The 20,012-nt window shown below is 67.3% G+C and carries 13 protein-coding genes and 1 tRNA gene; 9 read left to right on the top strand and 5 right to left on the bottom strand.

What is annotated here, in order from left to right:
- Window positions 1-3: 3 nt before the first annotated feature.
- From tolQ to ACFOPH_RS01560, 7 genes are all read left to right on the top strand, one after another.
- Entirely contained in the window at window positions 4-687 is a 684-nt protein-coding gene (gene tolQ / locus ACFOPH_RS01590) for a protein TolQ (RefSeq protein ID WP_312551630.1), read from the top strand.
- Window positions 688-704: 17 nt separating this feature from the next.
- Entirely contained in the window at window positions 705-1,136 is a 432-nt protein-coding gene (locus ACFOPH_RS01585) for a biopolymer transporter ExbD (protein WP_312551632.1), read from the top strand.
- Window positions 1,137-1,151: 15 nt separating this feature from the next.
- Window positions 1,152-2,159, top strand: a complete 1,008-nt coding sequence (gene tolA / locus ACFOPH_RS01580; protein WP_379733036.1) for a cell envelope integrity protein TolA — start codon at window positions 1,152-1,154, stop codon at window positions 2,157-2,159.
- 33 nt (window positions 2,160-2,192) lie between these two features.
- Window positions 2,193-3,461, top strand: coding sequence for a Tol-Pal system beta propeller repeat protein TolB (tolB, locus tag ACFOPH_RS01575; RefSeq protein ID WP_312551635.1), 1,269 nt, complete (start codon window positions 2,193-2,195; stop codon window positions 3,459-3,461).
- A 36-nt stretch (window positions 3,462-3,497) separates the two neighbouring features.
- The gene (pal, locus tag ACFOPH_RS01570) at window positions 3,498-4,022 is read left to right on the top strand and encodes a peptidoglycan-associated lipoprotein Pal (RefSeq protein ID WP_312551637.1); all 525 of its coding nucleotides are present in this window, start codon (window positions 3,498-3,500) and stop codon (window positions 4,020-4,022) included.
- Between the two features lie 118 nt (window positions 4,023-4,140).
- Window positions 4,141-4,896 (top strand): tol-pal system protein YbgF, encoded by a 756-nt coding sequence (gene ybgF, locus ACFOPH_RS01565; RefSeq protein ID WP_379733034.1) that lies wholly within the window; start codon window positions 4,141-4,143, stop codon window positions 4,894-4,896.
- 71 nt (window positions 4,897-4,967) lie between these two features.
- Window positions 4,968-5,043: transfer RNA gene (locus tag ACFOPH_RS01560), tRNA-Lys, on the top strand.
- Window positions 5,044-5,116: 73 nt separating this feature from the next.
- Here ACFOPH_RS01560 and ACFOPH_RS01555 read toward each other — a convergent pair.
- Window positions 5,117-5,815, bottom strand: a complete 699-nt coding sequence (locus ACFOPH_RS01555) for a hypothetical protein (protein ID WP_379733032.1) — start codon at window positions 5,813-5,815, stop codon at window positions 5,117-5,119.
- A 581-nt stretch (window positions 5,816-6,396) separates the two neighbouring features.
- Here ACFOPH_RS01555 and ACFOPH_RS01550 point away from each other — a divergent pair.
- Complete coding sequence (locus ACFOPH_RS01550) at window positions 6,397-7,428, top strand: OmpA family protein (protein ID WP_379733030.1); 1,032 nt, start codon at window positions 6,397-6,399, stop codon at window positions 7,426-7,428.
- Between the two features lie 402 nt (window positions 7,429-7,830).
- Window positions 7,831-8,175 carry a hypothetical protein gene (locus ACFOPH_RS01545; RefSeq protein WP_379733028.1) on the top strand — a complete coding sequence of 115 codons (345 nt, stop codon included), beginning with the start codon at window positions 7,831-7,833 and terminating at the stop codon, window positions 8,173-8,175.
- 89 nt (window positions 8,176-8,264) lie between these two features.
- On the opposite strand, the gene ACFOPH_RS01540 is transcribed toward ACFOPH_RS01545, so the two are convergent.
- From ACFOPH_RS01540 to ACFOPH_RS01525, 4 genes are all read right to left on the bottom strand, one after another.
- Window positions 8,265-9,998, bottom strand: a complete 1,734-nt coding sequence (locus ACFOPH_RS01540; RefSeq protein ID WP_312551642.1) for a bifunctional metallophosphatase/5'-nucleotidase — start codon at window positions 9,996-9,998, stop codon at window positions 8,265-8,267.
- 22 nt (window positions 9,999-10,020) lie between these two features.
- Window positions 10,021-11,658 (bottom strand): methyl-accepting chemotaxis protein, encoded by a 1,638-nt coding sequence (locus ACFOPH_RS01535; RefSeq protein WP_312551644.1) that lies wholly within the window; start codon window positions 11,656-11,658, stop codon window positions 10,021-10,023.
- Window positions 11,659-11,933: 275 nt separating this feature from the next.
- Complete coding sequence (gene pbpC / locus ACFOPH_RS01530; RefSeq protein WP_379733026.1) at window positions 11,934-14,048, bottom strand: penicillin-binding protein 1C; 2,115 nt, start codon at window positions 14,046-14,048, stop codon at window positions 11,934-11,936.
- Window positions 14,048-19,828, bottom strand: coding sequence for an alpha-2-macroglobulin family protein (locus ACFOPH_RS01525; RefSeq protein WP_379733024.1), 5,781 nt, complete (start codon window positions 19,826-19,828; stop codon window positions 14,048-14,050). The genes pbpC and ACFOPH_RS01525 overlap by 1 nt, the downstream gene beginning before the upstream one ends.
- Between the last annotated feature and the right edge of the window lie 184 nt (window positions 19,829-20,012).

Genomic DNA, 20,012 nt, shown 5'->3' with positions numbered 1-20,012 from the left:
CCGATGACCCCGACCCACGACCTTTCCTTCGTTGCCCTGATCAGTAACGCGCACATCCTCGTGCAGCTCATCATGCTGCTGTTGCTGCTCCTGTCGGTGTTCTCGTGGTCCTATATTTTCCGCAAGCTGTTCGCGATCCGCGCGGCGCGCCGCCAGACCGAGCAGTTCGAACGCAGCTTCTGGGCCGGCGGCAACCTGCACACACTGCACCAGAGCGCCAGCGCCCAGCGCGACCAGAGCGGCGCCCTGGCCCGCATCTTCGAGGCCGGCATGGGTGAATTCATCAAGGGCAAGCAGGCCTCGCGCGACGCCCTCGACATGAACTCGGTGCTCGACGGCGCCCGCCGCGCCATGCGCGCCGCCTTCCAACGCGAACTCGACGCCCTCGACCTGCACCTGAACTTCCTGGCCTCGGTCGGCTCGGTCTCCCCCTACATCGGCCTGCTCGGCACCGTCTGGGGCATCATGAACGCCTTCCGCGGCCTGGCCAACGTGCAGCAGGCAACCCTGGCGGTGGTCGCCCCCGGCATCGCCGAGGCGCTGATCGCCACCGCGATCGGCCTGTTCGCCGCGATCCCGGCCGTGGTTGCCTACAACCGCTTTACCCACGACATCGACCGCCTGGCCATCCGCTTCGAAAGCTTCGTCGAGGAGTTCTCGAACATCCTGCAGCGCCAGTCGCGCTGATCGCCGGAGGAACCGACATGGCCTTATCCAGCAGCCTGCGCAGCGGACGCCGCGGCAAACTGAAATCCGAGATCAACGTCGTCCCGTACATCGACGTGATGCTGGTGCTGCTCATCATCTTCATGGCGGTGCCGGCCAACGAGACGCCGAACGTGGTCAATTTGCCGCGCGCCGAGAAGTCGACGCTGCCGCCGGACACCTACATCCAGATCTCGATCAAGCCGAACGCGGAACTGTCGATCGGCGTGCACGGCAAGGCCTCGACGCCGGCCCAGACGATGGACACGCGCGCCGCCCTGCTGACCCGCCTGCGCGAACTGCACGCGGAAAATCCGGACTATCCGGTCCTGATCGCCGGCGACCGCGAGAGCAAGTACGAAGAAGTGATCGACATGATCTCGGAAGCGAAGAAGATGGGCATCGGCCGCGTCGGCCTTGCCACCCAGTAAAGAGTGCAGTCCGCAATGAAGCCAGCTTCCCCCGGCGCCCCGTACACGGTGCCGCCCGAACCGAGCCGCATGCCAGCGATCCTGCTGGCGCTGGCCGTGCACGCATTGCTGCTGGCCTTCCTGTACTTCGGCATCAGCTGGCAGAGCAAGACGCCGGTCACGGTCGAGGCCGAGGTCTGGGACATGAAGGTCGAGTCGGCCGCCCCGCCGCCGCCGCCCGCGCCGGAACCCGAGCCGCAGCCGGAACCCGAGCCGACTCCTGTCCCGCCACCGCCGGCGCCGCCGGTGCCGAAGGTGGTCGAGCCCGAGCCGGTGAAGCCGGCCGCACCCGACATCGCCCTGGAACGTGAGAAGCAGCGCAAGCTCGAGCTGGCGAAGAAGGAACAGGAACGCGAGCGGCGCGAGCTGGCCGAGCAGAAGGAACGCGAAGAAGCCAAGCGCAAGGAACTCGCCGAGCAGAAGCAGCGCGAAGAACAGAAGCGCAAGGAACTGGCCGAGCAAAAACAGCGCGAGGAACAGAAACAGAAAGAGCTGGCCGAGAAGAAGAAGGAAGAAGAGAAGAAGCTGGCCGAGGCGAAAGCCGCCGCCGAGAAGAAGAAACTCGCCGACGAGAAAGCCGCGAAGGCCAAGGCCGCCGCCGCCGAGAAAGCCCAGCTCGACAAGCTGCGCGACCTCGAACTCAAGCGCATCACGGGCGCCGCCGGCACCGCCGGCAACGCCGAGAAGTCGAGCGCGCCGAAGATCGACGCCGGCTACGTCGCGCGCCTGACGGCCCTGATCAAGAGCAACACGACTTATGCGGGCAGCACCGACCAGCCGGGCAACCCGAAGGTCAGCTTCCGGGTCGAATTGCTGCCGACCGGCGAGATCCTGTCGGTGCGCCTGGCCAAGAGCAGCGGCGTGCCGCAGTTCGATGACGCCGTGGAACGCGGCATTAACAAATCGTCACCGCTTCCGAAGAAGAAAGATGGTACGGTAGAGCGCAATCTCGTGGTCAATTTCTCAATGAAAGACCTCGACTAAGGAAGCCGACTCATTTTTTTGCCGAGATAAAGCATGAAAAAACAACTTCATTACCTGCTGTTCAGCGCCACCCTCCTGATCGGGTCGGCAGCGAACGCCCAGCTGCAAGTCGAAATCGCCGGCGTGGGCAGCAACCAGATTCCGGTCGCCGTCGCGGCCTTCGCCGACGAAGGCGTGGCCCCGGCCCAGGTGTCGGCCGTGATCCGCGCCGACCTCGAGCGCAGCGGCGTGTTCAAGGTGATCGACGCCGGCCAGGTCATCAGCGACAGCGCCAATGTCGACGTGAATACCTGGAAGGCACGCGGCGCCGACGCCCTGGTGATCGGCAGCGTCACGCGCCAGCCGGACGGCCGCTTCGCCGTGCGCTACAAGCTGCTCGACACCGTCAAGGGCGGCCAGCTGTCCTCGCTGGGCGGCGAAGTGCAGCCGCGCTACACCCGCCTGCAGGCGCACCGCATCGCCGACGACGTCTACGAGAAGCTGACCGGCGTGCGCGGCATCTTCTCGACCCGCATCGCCTACGTGAAGGAAAACCGCGCCGGCCGAAACTACGCGCTGGCGGTGGCCGATGCCGACGGCGAGAACGAGATCGTCGCCGTGCAGGGCAAGGAGCCGATCATCTCGCCGTCCTGGTCGCCGGACGGCGGCAAGGTCGCCTACGTTTCCTTCGAGGACCGCAAGCCGGTCATCTACATGCAGGACCTGGTCACCGGCAAGCGCCGCGTGATCGCCAACGAAAAAGGCAGCAATTCGGCGCCGTCGTGGTCGCCGGACGGCAGCAAGCTGGCGATCGCCCTGTCGAAGTCGGGCAGCTACCAGGTCTACGTCGTCAACGCCGACGGTTCGGGCCTGCGCCGCCTGAGCAACAGCAACGGCATCGACACCGAACCGCAGTTCTCGGCCGACGGCCAGAGCATCTATTTCACGAGCGACCGCAGCGGCGGTCCGCAGATCTACAAAATGAGCGCGAGCGGCGGCAACGCCCAACGCGTCACCTTCAACGGCAGCTATAACATCAGCCCGCGCGTGTCTCCAGACGGCAAGACCCTGGCCTGGATCTCGCAGCGCGATGGCGGTTTCTCCCTTTATGCGATGGACCTGGCCAGCGGCCAGGAGCTGCGCCTGGCCGATGGGGCCACCGAACCGAGTTTTTCGCCTAACGGCAAGTACATCATGTATGCGAACAAAGGCGGCGGGCGTACCTCGCTGGCCGTGGTTTCGGTGGATGGACGGGTCAAGCAACGCCTGACCACCAAAGCGGGAAACATTCGGGAGCCCAGCTGGGGTCCTTTCATGAAGTAAAGAAGTAAATCACTAACCAAGACCAGGAGAAAAAATATGCGCAATGTAAAGAGCCTCGGCTTCATCATCGCCACCGCTGCCCTGCTCGCAGCTTGCAAAACCCCAGTGCCGGCAGAAGCCCCGGCCGTCGTCGAGAAGTCGCCTGAGCCGGCAGCGGCCCCAGCCGACGCGCGCGACATCCAGCCGGTCGAAACCGCGACCGTCGATCCGCTGAACGACCCGAAAGGCGTGCTGGCCAACCGCAGCATCTACTTCGACTTCGACAGCTACGTCGTCCGTGAAGACGGCAAGCCGGTCGTCGAGAACCACTCGGCTTACCTGAACAAGAACAAGGAACGCAAGGTCCTGATCCAGGGCAACACCGACGAGCGCGGCGGCACCGAATACAACCTGGCCCTGGGCCAGAAGCGCGCCGAAGCCGTCCGTCGTTCGATGGCATCGCTGGGCGTTGCCGAGAACCAGATGGAAGCCGTGTCGCTGGGCGAAGAAAAGCCGAAGGCAACCGGTTCGGGCGAAGCCGCCTGGGCTGAAAACCGTCGTGCGGACATCGTGTACCAGTAATATTGTCTGATCGGTTCGGTTAAGACCGGATTAATTGACAGCGGGGCGGGTGCAGTGCAGACTGCAACCCGCCCCGTTTTCCTTTGCAACACCGGATAAGTTTAGAAAGAACGACGACATGATGAAACTGGTTCCGTCCCGCCTTGCCTGCCTCCTGATCGCCGCCTGGCTGCCGCTGCAGGCCAGCGCCGGCATTCTCGAGGACGACGAAGCGCGCAAGGCCATTCTCGACCTGCGCGCCAAGGTCGACAACATCGCGCGCGACCTGAGCGGCCGTCTCGACAACAAGGCGGACAAGAGCGCAACGCTCGACATGCTGAACCAGCACGAGCAGACGATGTCCGAGATCGCCAAGCTGCGCGGCCAGATCGAAGTGCTGGCCAACGAAGTGGCCAAGGCGCAGAACGCCCAGCGCACCCTGTACGCCGACCTCGACGCCCGCATGAAGAAGCTCGAACCGCAACAGACGACCATCGACGGCCAGTCCGTCGCCGTCCTGCCGTCCGAAAAGCAAGCCTACGACGCGGCCATGACCACCTTCCAGTCGGGCGACTACAAGGCCGCGGCCGCCGCCCTGCAGGACTTCGTCAAGCGCTATCCCGAGTCGGCCTACGCCGCCAATGCCCAATACTGGCTAGGCAACGCCTACTACGCCCAGCGCGACTACAAGAAGGCGATCGCCGCCCAGGAAGTGGTCACCACCACCTACGCCGGCAGCCCGAAGGCCGCCGACGCGATGCTGAACATGGCCACCAGCTACGCCGAGCTGAAGGACCTGGCGCGCGCCAAGAAAACCCTGCAGCAACTGGTCTCGAAGTTCCCCGGCACCCCGGCCGCGCAATCGGCCAAGGACCGCCTGGCGGTGCTGAAATAAAGTTTTGCAGCAAGATTGTGGCGTGAACGTTTGACAGCACAGCGTCCTGCCCCTATAATCTTGCTTCTTTCGGGTCGTTAGCTCAGCTGGTAGAGCAGCGGACTTTTAATCCGTTGGTCGCAGGTTCGAATCCCGCACGGCCTACCACGAATACACAGAAAGCCCACGAACTTCGGTTCGTGGGCTTTTTGCTTTCTCGCCTGTCTTTTGTTTGAAAGAGTCATTTGACTCCCGATAGTGCGATGCGCTCTGGACTGACGGGCTTGCCGATCTGCACACTGACTGGCTCGGTCAGCACGACCATCTTGTCGCGGCCCGGAACAAGCTCGTATGCGTACAACACGATAGGGTCACCTGCTCCATCCCGCAACAGACCCGCGTTCGTGTTGGCTGCGCACTTGTCCAGCGTTATGCCTCCGCGCAAGTAGGCTGACAAGCAACGCATGCCAATGCCGCCGACCGTTCTTTTCTCGGCATAGGAAGCTTCGTCGGAAGCCGCTTTCGAAGGATCCCACCCCGAGGGCGCTGGCGGAATCACCTCAGTATCACCGCCCATTTCACGCCGCTGCCCGTATACCTCACCCCCGCGCACCACAGCTTCGGTAATGACTGAATCAAGTCGGGTCTTGCAGCCAGCTTCCTCCATAACGACGTTAAACTCCTCATGCCGGATGAGGTAGCCGCTCCCGCTGCTGAGATAGGTGCTGCGCTTCGTCACGAAGTCGGCCGGCAATACCACCAGCGGCGGCGGCGGTGGAAGGTGCTGGATGGCCTGCACACGTGCGCACATGTCGTAGGCCAGGCGAAACACCTTCATATAGGCCTCGAGCGATTCCGGCCGCATCTGCGTGACGATTTCGTAAGGCTGGGCCGCCGCATCGACAGTCTGCCGGTCGCATGCCGGGAGGGCTGCAAACATCCCAAGGACAGCGCCCACGGAAGCTACTGCTCGTCCCGACATCATGAATATATATCCTTCGTAAAAACAGCAGAGATCGGCGGGGCCAGCCCTCAACAGCGGTTGCAACCCAGTCTTGATGGAAGAATTATGCGTAAAGAATTAAGGAGAATTCCTTACGGAAGAAAATTCCCGCTGGTGGAATATTTGCCACTCCCGGTTGACACTCAATAAAACAAGAGTATTGAAAGTATCGCGCAGGCAGGCATGCCATTTCTCAAAGCCCGCAACTAGCCGGGCCTGCATGGCGAATAGCGGAATCCCAACGCAGACTCATATTGCCCTCTCACGCCGCTTGGTATGCGACGTGGATAAGAAATAGAAAACCTGCCTTCAAGAAAATATCACGAAATATCACCGCCTGACTCCAGAGTGCACTGAGCTTCGCCCATGGCGCCTTATTATGCGGATAAAAGAGGCACACATCTTATCAAATATTTCGGTGCACTATTTTTAAAGCGACTGGAATTATTACTATTACGCGAATGGCTTCTGATATCATCGGCTAAAATCCTGCATATTTCATTTCGAAGAAAACGAACATGTCCCGACATTCCGTAGCTATCGTTTTGGCAGTCATGAGCTTTTCCCTCGCCGCCTGCAAGCCCAAACCTGCCGAACAACACGCTGACGTTGCCGCCGCTACCACAGACCCATCGCCTGGGTCGAACGGAGCGAGTACTACGCCGACCAGTAGCGCCGCCCCGGCGTCCCAGGCGCAGTTCGATATCGAAAAAGTGCCGGTCAATAATGCCGTGCTGCCCCCCTTCCCTTATCTTGAATACCCGCCAGGCCTCAACGAAGAGGGAATGTTTACGAAGAAGGCGAATTTCGACTCGCTCTACGTGGTCGCCGGGAAGCAACTCAGGAAAGTGGAAGGACGTTTCGAGTCGCACAGGTTTTACCTGAGCGATGTGAAGATGAGCGAAGTGGAAGCGCGGCGCAACTACGAAAACCTGATTGCGCAGATGGGTGGCGTGAAGGTCAACGAAGCAACCCCTACCGAATTGGCTCCGGACTCGGTCGACGAGATCATCGCAAACCAGGGGAAAACCCGCTACGCCGACGGAAGCATGAGTTACGATGTCTATCTGGTACGGAAACCCGACCAGCTGGTATGGATCGTGCTCATGGCCGGCAGCAGCTATGTCAACACGTTCGTGATGGCGGAACAGCCATTCAAGCAGACCGTCGCCTTTGTCACGGCCGATGCCATGCAAACCCAACTGGCTTCAGCCGGCCACGTCGCGCTGTACATCAACTTCGATACCGACAAGGCCAGCATCCGCCCGGATGGCAGGCCGGCCGTGGACGAGATCGCCAAGCTCCTGGAGAAGGACTCTTCCCTGAAGCTGACCATCGAAGGCCATACCGATAATGTTGGCGATCCCGCGCACAACAAGGCCTTGTCGCAGCAGCGGGCGGACGCCGTGATGGGTTCGCTGCTTGCCGCCGGCATCGCCAAGGAGCGCCTCGGTACCGTGGGCCTGGGCGATACCAAGCCGGTGGCCGATAACAAGGACGAGGAAGGGCGCGCCAAGAACCGGCGCGTCGAGCTGGTCAAGCGCACCTGAGGCGCGGGCAGGCAAGGCGGCCCGCACCGATGCGGAACCATCCATCACATAAACGAGTGACACGAAATACGGATTGACACTTGCCTGCAGGCTGCCCAGGCGACGTGCCGCAAGAAAGTCGAGTCCCGGTCGTCACGGCGCTCGGCCATGCTGCGATAAGCATGGAAGCCCGCACGGCCTAGCACGAATACGCAGCAGCAAAAAAGGCACCATGAAAAATCATGGTGCCTTTCTGTTTTGCGCGCCGTGGCCGGTGCGCCGCGGCAGTCCGGAACGCGTGCTGCTCTAGGAGAATTTGATACATACGCGAAGCAATATAAAACCCTGCCCTGTCCAACCTTCGTCAGTACCGTTCAACAGTCGCGCTTCAGTTCGCGCCTCACTCACGAATAGGAGACAGCCATGCGTGCCCTGCTTTGCCTTGCCTTCGCATCATCCACCGCCTTCGCGGCCGCGCCGATGGACCTGGGTGCGGCCATGGACCTGAAGCGCGACGTCGTGGGCCAGTACCGGCTCGACTCGGGCCTGGCCGTGCGCCTGCAGCTGATCGACGATGAGCTGTATCTCGACCTGAACCGGCGTTACCGCAAACATCTGCTCCCCGTCGAGGAGAACCTGCTGGTCTCGCGCGACGGTAACGTGACGGTGGAGTATTTCCCGGACGGGCCGGTCGAGCGCATCCTGATCCGGCACGAACGCTTGCCGTCGCGCCTGCCGCTGGGCGAACGCAGCTGGCTGGGCAAGTGAGCGGGCTTCCATCGGCTTTACCGATATATCGCGCTCATTTATAAGCCAGGCTTCTGGTCGACGGCGAGGCTACCGCCGTCGACCGAACCTTAACGCGCGACCGCGCCCAGCGGCTGCACCTCGCGCACGCCGTGCGCCGCCGCGGGCAGCGGGTTCAGCAGGCGGATGCGGTCCAGCTGCAGGCCCGCGCGCGTGACGGTCTTGCCCGGCAGCGACTCGAGGTAGCGCGCCACGACGTCGGTGGCGTCGAGAACGGTACCGTCCTTGTCCTTCACGACCGTGACGCCGGTGGCCGGCAGGCGGTTGATCAGGTTCGGGATCTGCGGATACCAGAACCCGGCCACGCTGTAGCGCGCTTCCATGTCCAGCGCCTTCTCGCCGATACGCAGGTGCGTCACGCGCGCGCCCTGGGCCGCCAGCGGGTCGAAGCCGGCCGTCAGGCCGCTGATCCCGGCGGTCCAGCCGTTCACCCATTCGCCGGCGCGGGCCTGGGTGTTCTGCGGCTTGCCTTCCAGCGCGTTCTTGATCTGCTTGCCGAGCAGTTCGCCACGCGCGATCTGGGCGCCCACCGGCATGAAGTGGTACAGGTCTTCCAGGGTGATCGGACCCGGCGCGACCACGGTGCCGTAGCGGAAGCCCGTGATGATGCCCAGCTGGGCGTCGCCCTGGCTGCGGAAGGCGTCGGTCAGGAAGTCGTGCGAGGAGCCCTCGATCACCGCCGGCATCGGTTCGTCGCCGAAGTTGCTGCGGTACAGCGGCACCTCGGTATGGCCGACCACGGTGTCGATCGGGCGGCGCAGCAGCGCACCGCTGAACGGATTGACGACGGCGCCTGGCTTGAACGACGGGCCGCTGACCAGCGGCGCGCGCACCCGCGCGACCAGGGCGGCGATGCCCTTGTCTTCCGCCAGCCGCTCGGTGATGCGGTGCGACACGTAGCGCTTGTCGGCCACCACGCCCTTCTCGACGCGCACCCGCAGCTCGCCCACCATCTGGCCGTCCATGCCTTGCTCCACGATCAGGGTGCCGTTGCGCGAGAACACCGGCTCCGGCGTCAGTTCATGCTTGTCCGACGACAGGATCACGTCCACGCCGGGGAAAGCATCGGCCAGCGTCAGGTTGCCGTGCAGGCCCAGTTCCGAGATCACGACCACCAGGTCGACGTCCTGGGCACGCACTTCCTTCACGTACTGTTCGAATTCGGCGCGGCCGTCGGTGAAGCGCAGCCCGGCGGTGATCTTCGGGTCGCCGGCCTGGGGGCCGCGGTCCGAGGTGAAGCCGATGATGCCGACGCGCAGGCCGCCGACCTGCCTGACGATGTAGGGCGGCGCCACGGTCTGGCCGCTCTTCGCTTCCAGGCCCGGATAGTTGTCGTAGTACAGGTTGGCCACGACCGGGTTCCAGCGCGCCAGCGGCTTGTCGCCGGTGAAGTAGGAGAGGAACTTGTCGGCGCCATACACGTAATCCCAGTTGCCCGGCGTGTAAGCGTCGAAGCGGAAGGCATTGAGCACCTCGATCATCGCTTCGCCGCGGGTGAACATCGCTTCGGCGCCGCCGTGCAGCGTGTCGCCGGTGTTCACCAGCAGGGTCTTGCCGGGATGGGCGCGGCGGATCTGTTCGACCAGCGTGTAGATGCGCGCCACGCCGCCTTCGGTCTTGCCGGCGGCATCGCTGCGCACGCTCGGATGCGGCACCAGGTGGCCGTGCAGGTCGCCCATGTGGATCAGCGTCAGTTCGCCGCTGCCGTTGCCGGCCAGCGCGGGAGCGCAGGCAGCGAAGATGGCGCCGCCAAGGGCCGCCGCGAGTACTTTGTGCAACTTCATTTGAAACTCCTTACAAAAAACATCAGGCACGGTGGCCCAGCAGCATCGGCTCGGCGCGGCGTCCGAGCGCCGAGCCGGCATCGGCGCCGACACCAGCACCAGCACCAGCACCGTCGGGCAGGCGGAACACGCTCACCGAGCGCGCCAGCTCGCCAGCCTGCTCCTGCATCGCGCCGGCCGCGGCCGCCGCTTCCTCGACCAGGGCCGCATTCTGCTGGGTCACCTGGTCCATCTGGGCGATGGCGCCGTTGACCTGCTCGATGCCGGCGCTCTGCTCCTGGCTCGCCGACGTGATCTCGGCAATGACGTCGCTGACGCGGCGCACGCTGGCGACCACTTCGTTCATGGTCGCGCCGGCGCGGCCGACCAGCTCGGTGCCGGCCCCGACCTTGCCGGACGAAGTCTCGATCAGGCCCTTGATTTCCTTGGCGGCGGCGGCGCTGCGCTGCGCCAGGTTGCGCACTTCGGAGGCCACGACGGCAAAGCCGCGGCCCTGTTCGCCGGCGCGCGCCGCTTCCACCGCCGCGTTCAGCGCGAGGATATTCGTCTGGAAGGCGATGCCGTCGATGACGCCGATGATCTCCGACATTTTCCGGGCCGATTCGTTGATGGCGCCCATGGTGTCGACCACCTGCGCCACCACCTCGCCGCCGCGGGTCGCGACTTCCGACGCCGTCAAGGCCATCTGGTTCGCCTGGCGCGCGTTATCGGCATTCTGGCGCACGGTGCTGGTCAATTCTTCCATCGAGGAGGCGGTCTCCTCGAGCGCGCCGGCCTGCTGTTCGGTGCGGGCCGACAGGTCGAGGTTGCCGGCGGCGATCTGCTCGGAGGCGGTCGCGATGCTGTCGGTGCCGTTGCGTACATCGGCCACGATGCGCGCGAGCTTGCCGGTCATGTCGTGCAGGGCGCGCAGCAGCTGGGCGATCTCGTCGCGGCCGTTGGTGTCGGACTGGACGCTCAGGTCGCCGCCGGCGACGGCTTCGGCGATGCCGACCGCGCGCGCCAGCGGACGCGTGATCGAGCGCGCGATCAGCACCATGATCACGATGCCGGCCGCGAACGCCGCGGCGCTCAGCGACAGCAACTGGACGCGTCCGCTGAGGAAGGCATCCTCCACCTTCGCCGCGCGCGCATCGAGACGCCCCTGCAGGTGCTGCGCCAGATTGCGCTGGGCCGCGCCGAGCGCTTCCAGCCGCGGCTTGACCTCGGCGCCCATCAGGCGGTGCGCCTCGGCCGTGTCGCCGGCCGCCTTGGCCTTGAAGGCGGCATCGAGCGCGGCCCGGTACGGCGTCCTGATCGCCTGGGTCTCGGCGAACAAGGCCTTGGCCTGCGGATCGTCCGCCACGCGCTCCTGCAGCTGGCGCTGCAGCTCGACGCCACGCTTGGTCGTGGTGGCGATGGTATCGAGGAAGAAGCGGGTGCCCTCCTCGCTGCCGGCCTCGAGGGCCGCGACGCTGCGCACGCCGGTCACGTCGGCCAATCCCACCCATTCGCGCACGATGCGGGCGGCGGCGAGGTCCTCTTCCACCATCGCCCGGTTGGTCGTGCCGACAAGCTCCAGGCGCGTGATGCCGATGCCGGCAACCGCCGCCAGCAGCAGCAACAGAATGGAAAAGCCGAGGCCGAGACGCGCCCCGATCTTAAGATTATTGAATTTCATCTACTACTCTTCGAAAATGAACGCGGCCGCTTCGTGCCTACGAAGGGAGGGCGGGAGATTAAATTGGGATAAATACAGTTTCCTTGTGGAAACTAGTATACCAGTATAGAACCAAATCTCCACGAAAGCCCGAGCAAAGCAGGCTGTCCATGCGGCATTTTCGCCACTATCGAGCTGGCCCATCGGGCTCCTGCCGCCAGCGCTCGCCGGCCAGCAACAAAAGAGGCCTTCCATCGGCTTTACCGATAAATCGCGCTCATGCATAAGCCAGGCTTCTACTGCGCGGCCTTGCGGTTGCCGCGCACCTCGAAGCGGCTGGTCGCGCGCACTTGCCCGGCGGCGTCGAGCAGCTCGAGACGGTGGGCGCCGACCGTCGGACGCCAGGCTGCGGCCGCGTCGGCCGGGCCCAAAGCTTCATCGTCCAGGCGCCAGCGCAGGCCCTCCCCGGCCTGGGCCTGGAACAGCACCCGTTCGCGCCCGGCCGGGATGTCCGGATCGACGGCCAGGATGCTGCCGTCGACCGGGTAGACGATCCGCGGCACCCGGGCATCGAAGGCCACCGCTTCGACCAGCGCGGTCTCGGTGCCGCGCAGGAACCACTCCTGGCGCGCGGCTTCGATCGCCGGCGCGTAGCGCACTTCACGCCGCAGCACCTCCTTCGGCGCCGCCTGCTGGCGCGCTGGGCGCTCGCGGTGCAGCTCGTCCATCAGGTCGCGCCAGACCGGGGCCGCGCCCGACACGCCCGACACGTCCCACATCGGCTGGCCATCGAAATTGCCGACCCAGACCCCGACCGTGTAGCGGTCCGAATAGCCAAGGCACCAGTTGTCGCGCATGTCCTTGCTGGTGCCGGTCTTGACCGCGCTCCAGTAGGCGGTGGCGAGGTCGCTGCGCAGGCCGAACGTCGGGCTGCGCGCGCCGCGGTCGGACAGGATGTCGCCCACGATCCAGGCGCTGCCGGCGTCGAGCACGCGCCGCTTCGCCTCCGGCGCACGCGGGCGCAGGCTGACGCTGCCGGCCAGGCCGCCGTTGGCCAGCGTGCGGTAGGCGTTGGCCAGTTCCAGCAGCGAGACGTCGGCCGAGCCGAGCGCCAGCGAGGGGCCGTAGAAGGCGGCGTCCTCGCGCAGCGAGCTGATGCCGAGCTCCTGCAGGCGCGCGTGGAAGCGCTCCGGCCCGAGCAGCAGCAGGGTGCGCACCGCCGGGATGTTGAGCGAACTGGCCAGGCTGGTGCGCACGCTGGCATAGCCCTTGTAGCTGCGGTCGTAGTTCTGCGGCACATAGAGCCCGGCCTCGCCGGCGACGTCGATCGGGCTGTCGTCCAGCAGCGAAGCGGCCGTCAGCAGGCGCCGCTCGAGCGCCAGCTGGTAGAGGAAAGGTTTCAGCGTGGAGCCGGCCTGGCGCAGCGCCGCCACCCCGTCCACTTCGCTGCGCCCGGTATTGCCGACATAGGCCAGCAGCTCGCCGCTGGCGTTGTCGATCACGACCACGGCGCCGTCGGCCACGTTGCGTTCGTTCAGTTCGCGCAAATGACGGCGCAACGAGTCGAGCGCGAAACGCTGCAGGCGCGCATCCAGGGTGCTGCGCACGTCCGCGCTGCCGGCACCGCCGGCGCCGAGCAGCTTGCGCGCGACCTGGGGCGCGCTCTCCTTCAGCGCCGCCGCGGCCGGACGGCCGAGCGCGACCTCGGCCTGCCATTCGATAGCCGGACAGCCTTCGCGCAGCTTCAACTCCCGGCCCAGCGCGCAGGCGCGGCGCGCGACCGCTTTCGGCGCCGCGCCGGGCCCGCGCAGCAGGGCCGCCAGGATCGTCGATTCGACGCTGTCCAGTCCCGACGGCGCCTTGCCGAACAGCGCGCGCGCGGCGGCGGCCACGCCCTGCAGCTCGCCGCGAAAGCTCGCCAGGTTCAGGTAGGCTTCCAGGATCTGCGCCTTGCTCCAGCCGGCCTCGAGCTCGCGCGCGGCCAGCGCCTGGTTGAACTTCTGGCTCCAGCTGCGTCCGGCGCCGCCGGCGCGCAGCTCGGCGTCGAGCAGGCCCGCCAGCTGCATCGTGATGGTCGAGGCGCCGCGCGCGCGATCGCGAAACAGGTTGTCCCAGGCCGCCTGGCCGACCGCGCGCAGGTCGATGCCGCCGTGCGCCATGAAGCGCTGGTCCTCGGCCTGCAGCACCGCCGCGCCCAGCGCCGGCGAAATCTCGGCAAGCGGCGTCCAGGCCAGGCGCCGCACGCGCATGTCGACGCGCACCGAGTCGACCGGCTCGCCGTGGCGGTCGAGCAGCCGGGCGCTGGACGGCTGGTAGGCCGCGCGCACCTCGGCCGGCGTCGGCACGGCGGCCGGCGCAGCGCCCGTGGCGCAGGCCAGCAGCAGGACCAACATGCACAGCAGCCGGCGCATCACTGTCCCACGACGACGGCCGCGTTGGGCAGCTCGCCGAACATCTCGGGCTTGTACATCGCCTCGACCCGCGTCGGCGGCAGGCTGAAGTGACCGGCGTTGTTCAGGCGCACCGTGTACTCGATGCTCCACTGCCCTTTCGGCACGAACTCGTAATAGGCGCGGAAGGCGCCTTGGGTGCGCTCCTCGAAGGCGGGCCAGACCCAGCCGCGCTGGCGCTCGCCGCTGCCGGCGATGCGCGAATCGCCCCCGAGGCCGGTGCCGAGGATGCTGGCGCTGGCCGGAATCGGGTCGTCCAGCGCGACCCAACGCATGTCGGCCTGGGCGTCGATGCTCAGCTTCACGCGGTAGACGTCGCCGCGCGTCCACGCGCCCTTCTTCGCCTGTTCGACCGGCGTCACGCTGCGCACGATACGAAAGCCCGCGTCCAGGGGCGCCTTGAGCGGCACGGCGGCCAGGCTCTGCACCGTGGCCCAGGGCTTGCCGGCGCCGTCGTGGCGCAGCGTCAGCTGGCCGCTGCCGCCCTGCGGCCAGGCCTGCAGGGTCGTCGCCGGGACCGCGTTGCGCCAATCCGCGCTCCAGGTGGCGCCGGGGCCGCCACCGGACAGGATCGCAACGCTCTTGCCGCTCACCGGCGTCGCTTCGAACTTGTCCGAGAATTTTTCCAGCGCCAGCACGCCCCAGGCATTGGCCAGGGTCGTGTCCCAGCGCCCGCGCTGCTGGCGTCCCAGCGCGCCGCGCGCCAGGCGGCCCATGTCGGCCTGCCAGGCCGGATTGTCGAGCATCGCCAGCAGCAGGCGGTTGGCATTCGCGTCGGGCGTGGCCATCAGCCACCACCAGTCGTCGCTGCGCTCGGTCGAAAAGCCCATGGTCGTGCCCTGCAGGTTCAGGCGCGCGCGCAGGATGCGCTCGGCCTGGGCCAGCTTCGCCGCCTGCCCGTCCAGGCTCGGCGTGCGGCGCAGCACCAGGTACCAGTCGACGAGGGCCGAGGTCGGCCACAGGTCGGGCTCGATGCGGATCGATTGCAGCCAGGCCGCGCGCACCTCCTGGGTGCGCGAGAGCGCCTCGAGCGCCGCCAGCTTGCGCACCGCGAGTTCGCCGGCGCGCAGTGCCGAACCGCGCACGACCCGTCCTTCGACGAAGGCGACCAGGCCCTCCTCCATGCGCGCGCGCAGTTCGGGCGCGATCGCATAGCCGGCTTCCTGGGTGACCGACAGCACATAGGCCGTCAGGCTGTCGCTGCCCTGCTCCATCGTGGCGAAATACTTGACCAGGCCCTCGCCGTCCAGGTGGGCCGGCAGCGTCGCCACCAGGCCCTGCCACATCTTCGCGTCGCGCAGCGCCACCGCGCGCGAGGTGTTCTGTTCGAAGCAGGTGTAGGGGTAGCTGCGCATGTAGTCGCGCACCGCGGCCATGCTGCCGGCCAGGCGCGGACTGAAGGTGGTGCGCACGCCGCCGCGCTCGGGCAGCGCATCCGCCGGCCGGGCGACCGCGATGGTCTTCGGCGCGTCGAGCTGCACCAGCGTCGCCTGCAGGGTGCGCACCGGCACCGCGGCGTCGACCTTCTGGGTCACGCGCACGCTGTCATGCGCACCTTCGCTCGCACGTTCGTTCGCCCCTTCGCTGCGGGCATCGATCTGCCAGCGCAGCGCCTGTGCCTGCGGCACCGCATAGTCCCAGCCGACTTCGCGCGCCGCGCCCGGCTCCAGGGTCACGGCCTGCGCCGGCAGGGCTGTCGCCGCGCCGCCGTCGGCGGCCACGCTGGCGGATAATTCCACGCGCAGGCTGCGCTCCGAGGCATTGCGCAAGGTGAAGCCGGCGCGCAGGCGGTCGCCCTCGCGCACCAGCGGCGGCAGGCCCGACACCAGCATCAGGTCCTGGGTGGTGCGCACATCGACCGCGCCGGTGCCGAACAGCGCGGCGCCGGCGCTGGCCACCGCCACGATCCGGAAACCCGTCAGCGAGTCGTTCAACGGCACGGGCAGCGCGGCTTCGCCGTTGGCGTCGAGCTTGACCTTGCCCTGCCACAGCAGCAGGGTCTCGAACAGTTCGCGGCTGGCGCCGCGTCCACCGCCACCGCCATGCGCCACCGCCTTGCGTCCGAAGTGGCGCTTGCCGACCACCTGCATCTGGGCGGTCGAGGTTTCCACCTGCAGGCTGCGCTGGCGCATCATCGCGTCCAGCAGCTTCCAGCTTTCGTTCGGCATCAGTTCCAGCAGGCCCGCGTCGACCGCCGCCAGCGCCACTTCCGCCCCCGCCGGCAGCGCCTTGCCGTCCGGGCGCGTCACCTTCACCCGCACCCGGGCCTGCTCGCGCACCTTGTAGACCTGCCTGTCGCTCGACACCACCACCTTCAGTTCGTGCGCCGCCCAGCCGACCGGCACCTGGGCGATGCCCAGCTTGTAGGCCGGCTTGCCGAGGTCGACCAGGGCGGTCGGCTGCACGCCGGCGACGCGGCCGCGCACCACCATCGCCGAGACATAGACGTTGGGGGCGTAATGCGCCTTCATCGGGATCGTGACGGTCGGATCACTGGCGGAGAACGGCCGCACATAGGTGTCGAGGATGCCCTCGCGCTCGACCGTCACCAGCACCGTCCCCGAGCGGAACGGCGCGCGCACCTGGAAAGTCGCGTCCTCGCCCGGCTCGAAGCGCGGCTTGGCCGGCAGCAGGTCGATGCGGTCGTTGTCCGAGCCCTCGAACCAGCCGTCGTCCGCGCCGCCGACCCAGATGTCGGCATGGGTGACGGCGGCGCGGCCCTCGGGGTCGACGCTGCGCGCGCGCAGGATCAGGTTGCCGCGGGCCGGCGCGGCCATGGCGCAGGCCAGCTGCCCCTTGGGGTCGGTGCGGCCGCTGCAGGCCTGGCCGACGCGCCTGATCTCGCTGCTGTTCTCGTAGGCATAGAAGCCGCCGACCAGCCGGCGCCGGTGCGAGTAACTGACCCGCTCGAAGACGTCGACCTCGACCTGGCTGCCTGCCGCCGGCTTGCCGTGCAGGTCCAGCACCGCGACCTGGAAGCGGATGTCCTGGCCGGCGATCCAGCCGCCGGTCCTGATGCCGACCGCACGCGACGCCGGCCACAAGGCCACCCGGGTCGAAGCGGTGAGAATCTCGCCGTTCGCGTCCGGGTAGCTCAGTTCGGCCAGCAGGCTGCGCGGACGGTCCAGCCGCGGCAAATCGGCCACCTCGATGCGCGCGCCGCCCTGGCGGTCGAGCGTCAGGCTACGGGTGCGCGCGGCCTCGGCGCCGTGGCCTGCGTCCTCGCCTTCCTGTTCGGCACCCTCGCCCTCTTCGTCCCAATCGTCCCCGGCATGCGTGCCTTCGCGTTCGACGCCTTCCTTCACGTCCCCGGCGCCGAACACGAAATCCTTGAAACCCTCGAAGTGCGGGGCGGCCTCGTCCAGCACCGTACGCAGCTTGACCGGCGCCAGGCCCGCGGGACCGCCCGACAGGTAGTTCACCTGGGCGTCGATGCGCAGGCTGCGCGGCGCCACCGCCGGCCCGGCCGGGCCCTGCAGCACCGCCTTCATGGTCGGCACCCGGAACTGCTCGACGCGAAAAGCGCCGGCAACCTGGCCGCCGATCACGACCTGGTACTGTCCCAGCTTTGCCTCCACCGGGATCCGCCACTCGCCCAGGGCGGCGCCGCCGGCGTCCCACTGCAGCGCGAACACCGTCTTCTCCCCGCTGCCGGTGTGCACCAGCCAGCCCTGGGCCGGCAGCGGCGCCTTGTCCTCGGCCGCCTCCTCGACCGGCCAGCCGGGCACGCTGCGCGGCGGCTTGTCGCCCGCGCGCACCAGCGCGATGCCCTTGGTGGTGCGGCGGCGCAGGAAGTGCTTCATGTGGACGGTCTCGCCGGCGCGCAGCAGGCTGCGGTCGAACACGGTCGCCACCAGGCGGCTGTCCTCGTCCACGCCGGACGTGGGCAGGTTGAAGCGCCAGGACTCGATCCCGCGCTGCCAGTCCGACAGGGTGAAGGTGAAGTCCTCGCCGCTGCGCGCGCTGACGAAAAAGCCGCCGCCGCCGCGGCACTGGCTTGCCGCCAGTTCGCTGCCGATGCGGGCGACGCCGTTGGCGTCGGTCCGGCCGCTCCAGAGCAGCTTGCCGGCGCAGTTGCGTACCGCGACCTCGGCGCGCGCCACCGGACGGCCCTTGTCGAGCGAGGTCACCCACACCAGCGAGGACTGGGCGCCGTGCTTGAAATGGGCCGCCAGGTTGGTCACCAGCGCGCCGGCGTGGACGTAGGCGGTCCGGCCCTTGCGGTCGAGCGCCGCCCCCAGCTGGGGACTGGCGACTTCGACCACGTAGAAGCCCGGTTTGCGCAGCGGGACGCCGATCACCTCGAAGGCGCGCCGTCCGTTCGGCCTGGGCAGGGCGAAGCGTGCGATCTCGCCGGCGGCGCCCTTGCCCAGCACCGGCTTGGCGAGGCTGTCGCCCCACTGCGCGCGGGGCTCCCAGTCCGCGTTGCGCCCGCCGTTCAGGCGGCGCATCCAGGCGATCACGTCTTCCTCGCGGCCAACGCGCAGCGAGGTGCCGCTGGAACGCACCGCCGTGGCCAGCGCCGGCTCGACGTTGCGCACCGTGACCGGCAGCATGCGGTCGCCTTTCGCCTCGATGATGCCAAAGGGCGCGGCGAACTTCACCAGCGGCGGCTGGCGGTCGGTGCGCAGGACCAGCTTCGCTTTCGCCGGCAGCACCAGCGCGCGGCCGGCGTCGTCCTTCAGGCCGGGCGGCAGCAGCAGGCGCAGCTCGGCGCGTTCCGGGAAAGGACCGGCGAAGGTCAGGTCCTGCACGAAGCCGCCTTTGGCATCCTCCTTGTCGATCGTCGGCGCGAAGCGCTTGCCGCCGGGCGCTTCGAGCGCGAGCGCCTGCGCATCCTTCAGCGCCACCGGCGCGCTGAAGTTCACGCGCACCGGCAGGAAGGGAACGCAGCCGGCACGGGCATTGACCCGGTCGCAGCGGGTGGACACCGTGAAGTCGGGACGGATGCGAAAGTCGAGCTGCTGGTCGGCGCCGGACGCCACGCCGTTCGGCGCCGCGATGCCCTTGCCCCAGACCAGGGCCATCTTCTGCCCGGCCGGCAGGGTGCGGCGGCACTGCAGCACGGCCAGCGGCAGTTGGTCGGCGGTGCCCGGCGTCTCCAGCGTCGTGCCGGCGCGCCAGGCCTGGCCGCGCGCCCTGGACCAGGCGCCCAGGTGGCGGTCGACGAAGTCGCGGCGCGTGGCGACGATGCGCGCGCGCTCCTCGCCCTCCAGCACCCGCACCGGGATCTTTTCGTTGACGCCGTCGGCGCGGCACCAGGCGGCGCGTTCGATGCTGTCGCGGCGCGCCGGGGCGTCCAGCGCCAGCACGAAGACCTGGGCCTCGTCGATGCCGTCGGCGCCGTCGCGCGGCTGCGAGCGCAGCACGGCCGGCCCGCCGGTGGTGAACCGGAATTCGCGTTGGCCCGCGAGCGGCTGGCCGGCCAGGTCGCGGCTGTCCTCGCGCAGCGTAAAGCGGCAGGCGACGGCGCCCGGCAGGTCGGCATCGAAATCGTAGCTCCAGGTGCTGGCGTCGATCCAGCGGCCCTTGCCCCCGATCTTGTCCACGCCGGCGCAGTCGACCGCGAACGGCTGCTGTCCGCGCGGGTCGCCGAAGGCCACCATCGGGTTCGAAAAGCGCGCCGTCGCCTGGCGCACCTGCTTCACCTCGCCCTCAGGCGAAAACGACGCGATCTGCGTCTGCGCGGCGGCGACGCTCGCGGACAAGCTCAGGGCGATGGTGAACAACAATCGGGACATGGCGCGCATCGGCTCTCCGGCAATGTAAAAACCGCCAACCTGGAGCGGCGCGCAGGTGTGCGCCTGGCTTCAGTCAGCAGCCAGCCGAGTGTTGCAAAACGGTGCGAACGTGTCAACTCATTCCGGATGAGGCCGGTAGGGTGGGCGGATTTCCGCCCACCCTACGTGTCATTGCGCACGCGCG

It is taken from the genome of Massilia haematophila (assembly GCF_042647645.1).
In the GTDB taxonomy this organism is placed as follows: domain Bacteria; phylum Pseudomonadota; class Gammaproteobacteria; order Burkholderiales; family Burkholderiaceae_D; genus Telluria; species Telluria haematophila.
The sequence above is the reverse complement of the archived record's forward strand: the minus strand, read 5'-3'. Positions and strand labels throughout refer to the sequence as shown.

Bases quoted from the DNA above. Each gene is read 5' to 3' on its own strand.
- tolA (WP_379733036.1), top strand. From the start codon at position 1,152: ATGAAGCCAGCTTCCCCCGGCGCCCCGTACACGGTGCCGCCCGAACCG.
- ACFOPH_RS01525 (WP_379733024.1), bottom strand. From the start codon at position 19,828: ATGTCCCGATTGTTGTTCACCATCGCCCTGAGCTTGTCCGCGAGCGTC.
- ACFOPH_RS01535 (WP_312551644.1), bottom strand. From the start codon at position 11,658: ATGAAATTCAATAATCTTAAGATCGGGGCGCGTCTCGGCCTCGGCTTT.
- ACFOPH_RS01585 (WP_312551632.1), top strand. From the start codon at position 705: ATGGCCTTATCCAGCAGCCTGCGCAGCGGACGCCGCGGCAAACTGAAA.
- ACFOPH_RS01545 (WP_379733028.1), top strand. From the start codon at position 7,831: ATGCGTGCCCTGCTTTGCCTTGCCTTCGCATCATCCACCGCCTTCGCG.
- tolB (WP_312551635.1), top strand. From the start codon at position 2,193: ATGAAAAAACAACTTCATTACCTGCTGTTCAGCGCCACCCTCCTGATC.
- pal (WP_312551637.1), top strand. From the start codon at position 3,498: ATGCGCAATGTAAAGAGCCTCGGCTTCATCATCGCCACCGCTGCCCTG.
- ACFOPH_RS01550 (WP_379733030.1), top strand. From the start codon at position 6,397: ATGTCCCGACATTCCGTAGCTATCGTTTTGGCAGTCATGAGCTTTTCC.
- ybgF (WP_379733034.1), top strand. From the start codon at position 4,141: ATGATGAAACTGGTTCCGTCCCGCCTTGCCTGCCTCCTGATCGCCGCC.
- ACFOPH_RS01555 (WP_379733032.1), bottom strand. From the start codon at position 5,815: ATGTTTGCAGCCCTCCCGGCATGCGACCGGCAGACTGTCGATGCGGCG.
- ACFOPH_RS01540 (WP_312551642.1), bottom strand. From the start codon at position 9,998: ATGAAGTTGCACAAAGTACTCGCGGCGGCCCTTGGCGGCGCCATCTTC.
- pbpC (WP_379733026.1), bottom strand. From the start codon at position 14,048: ATGCGCCGGCTGCTGTGCATGTTGGTCCTGCTGCTGGCCTGCGCCACG.
- tolQ (WP_312551630.1), top strand. From the start codon at position 4: ATGACCCCGACCCACGACCTTTCCTTCGTTGCCCTGATCAGTAACGCG.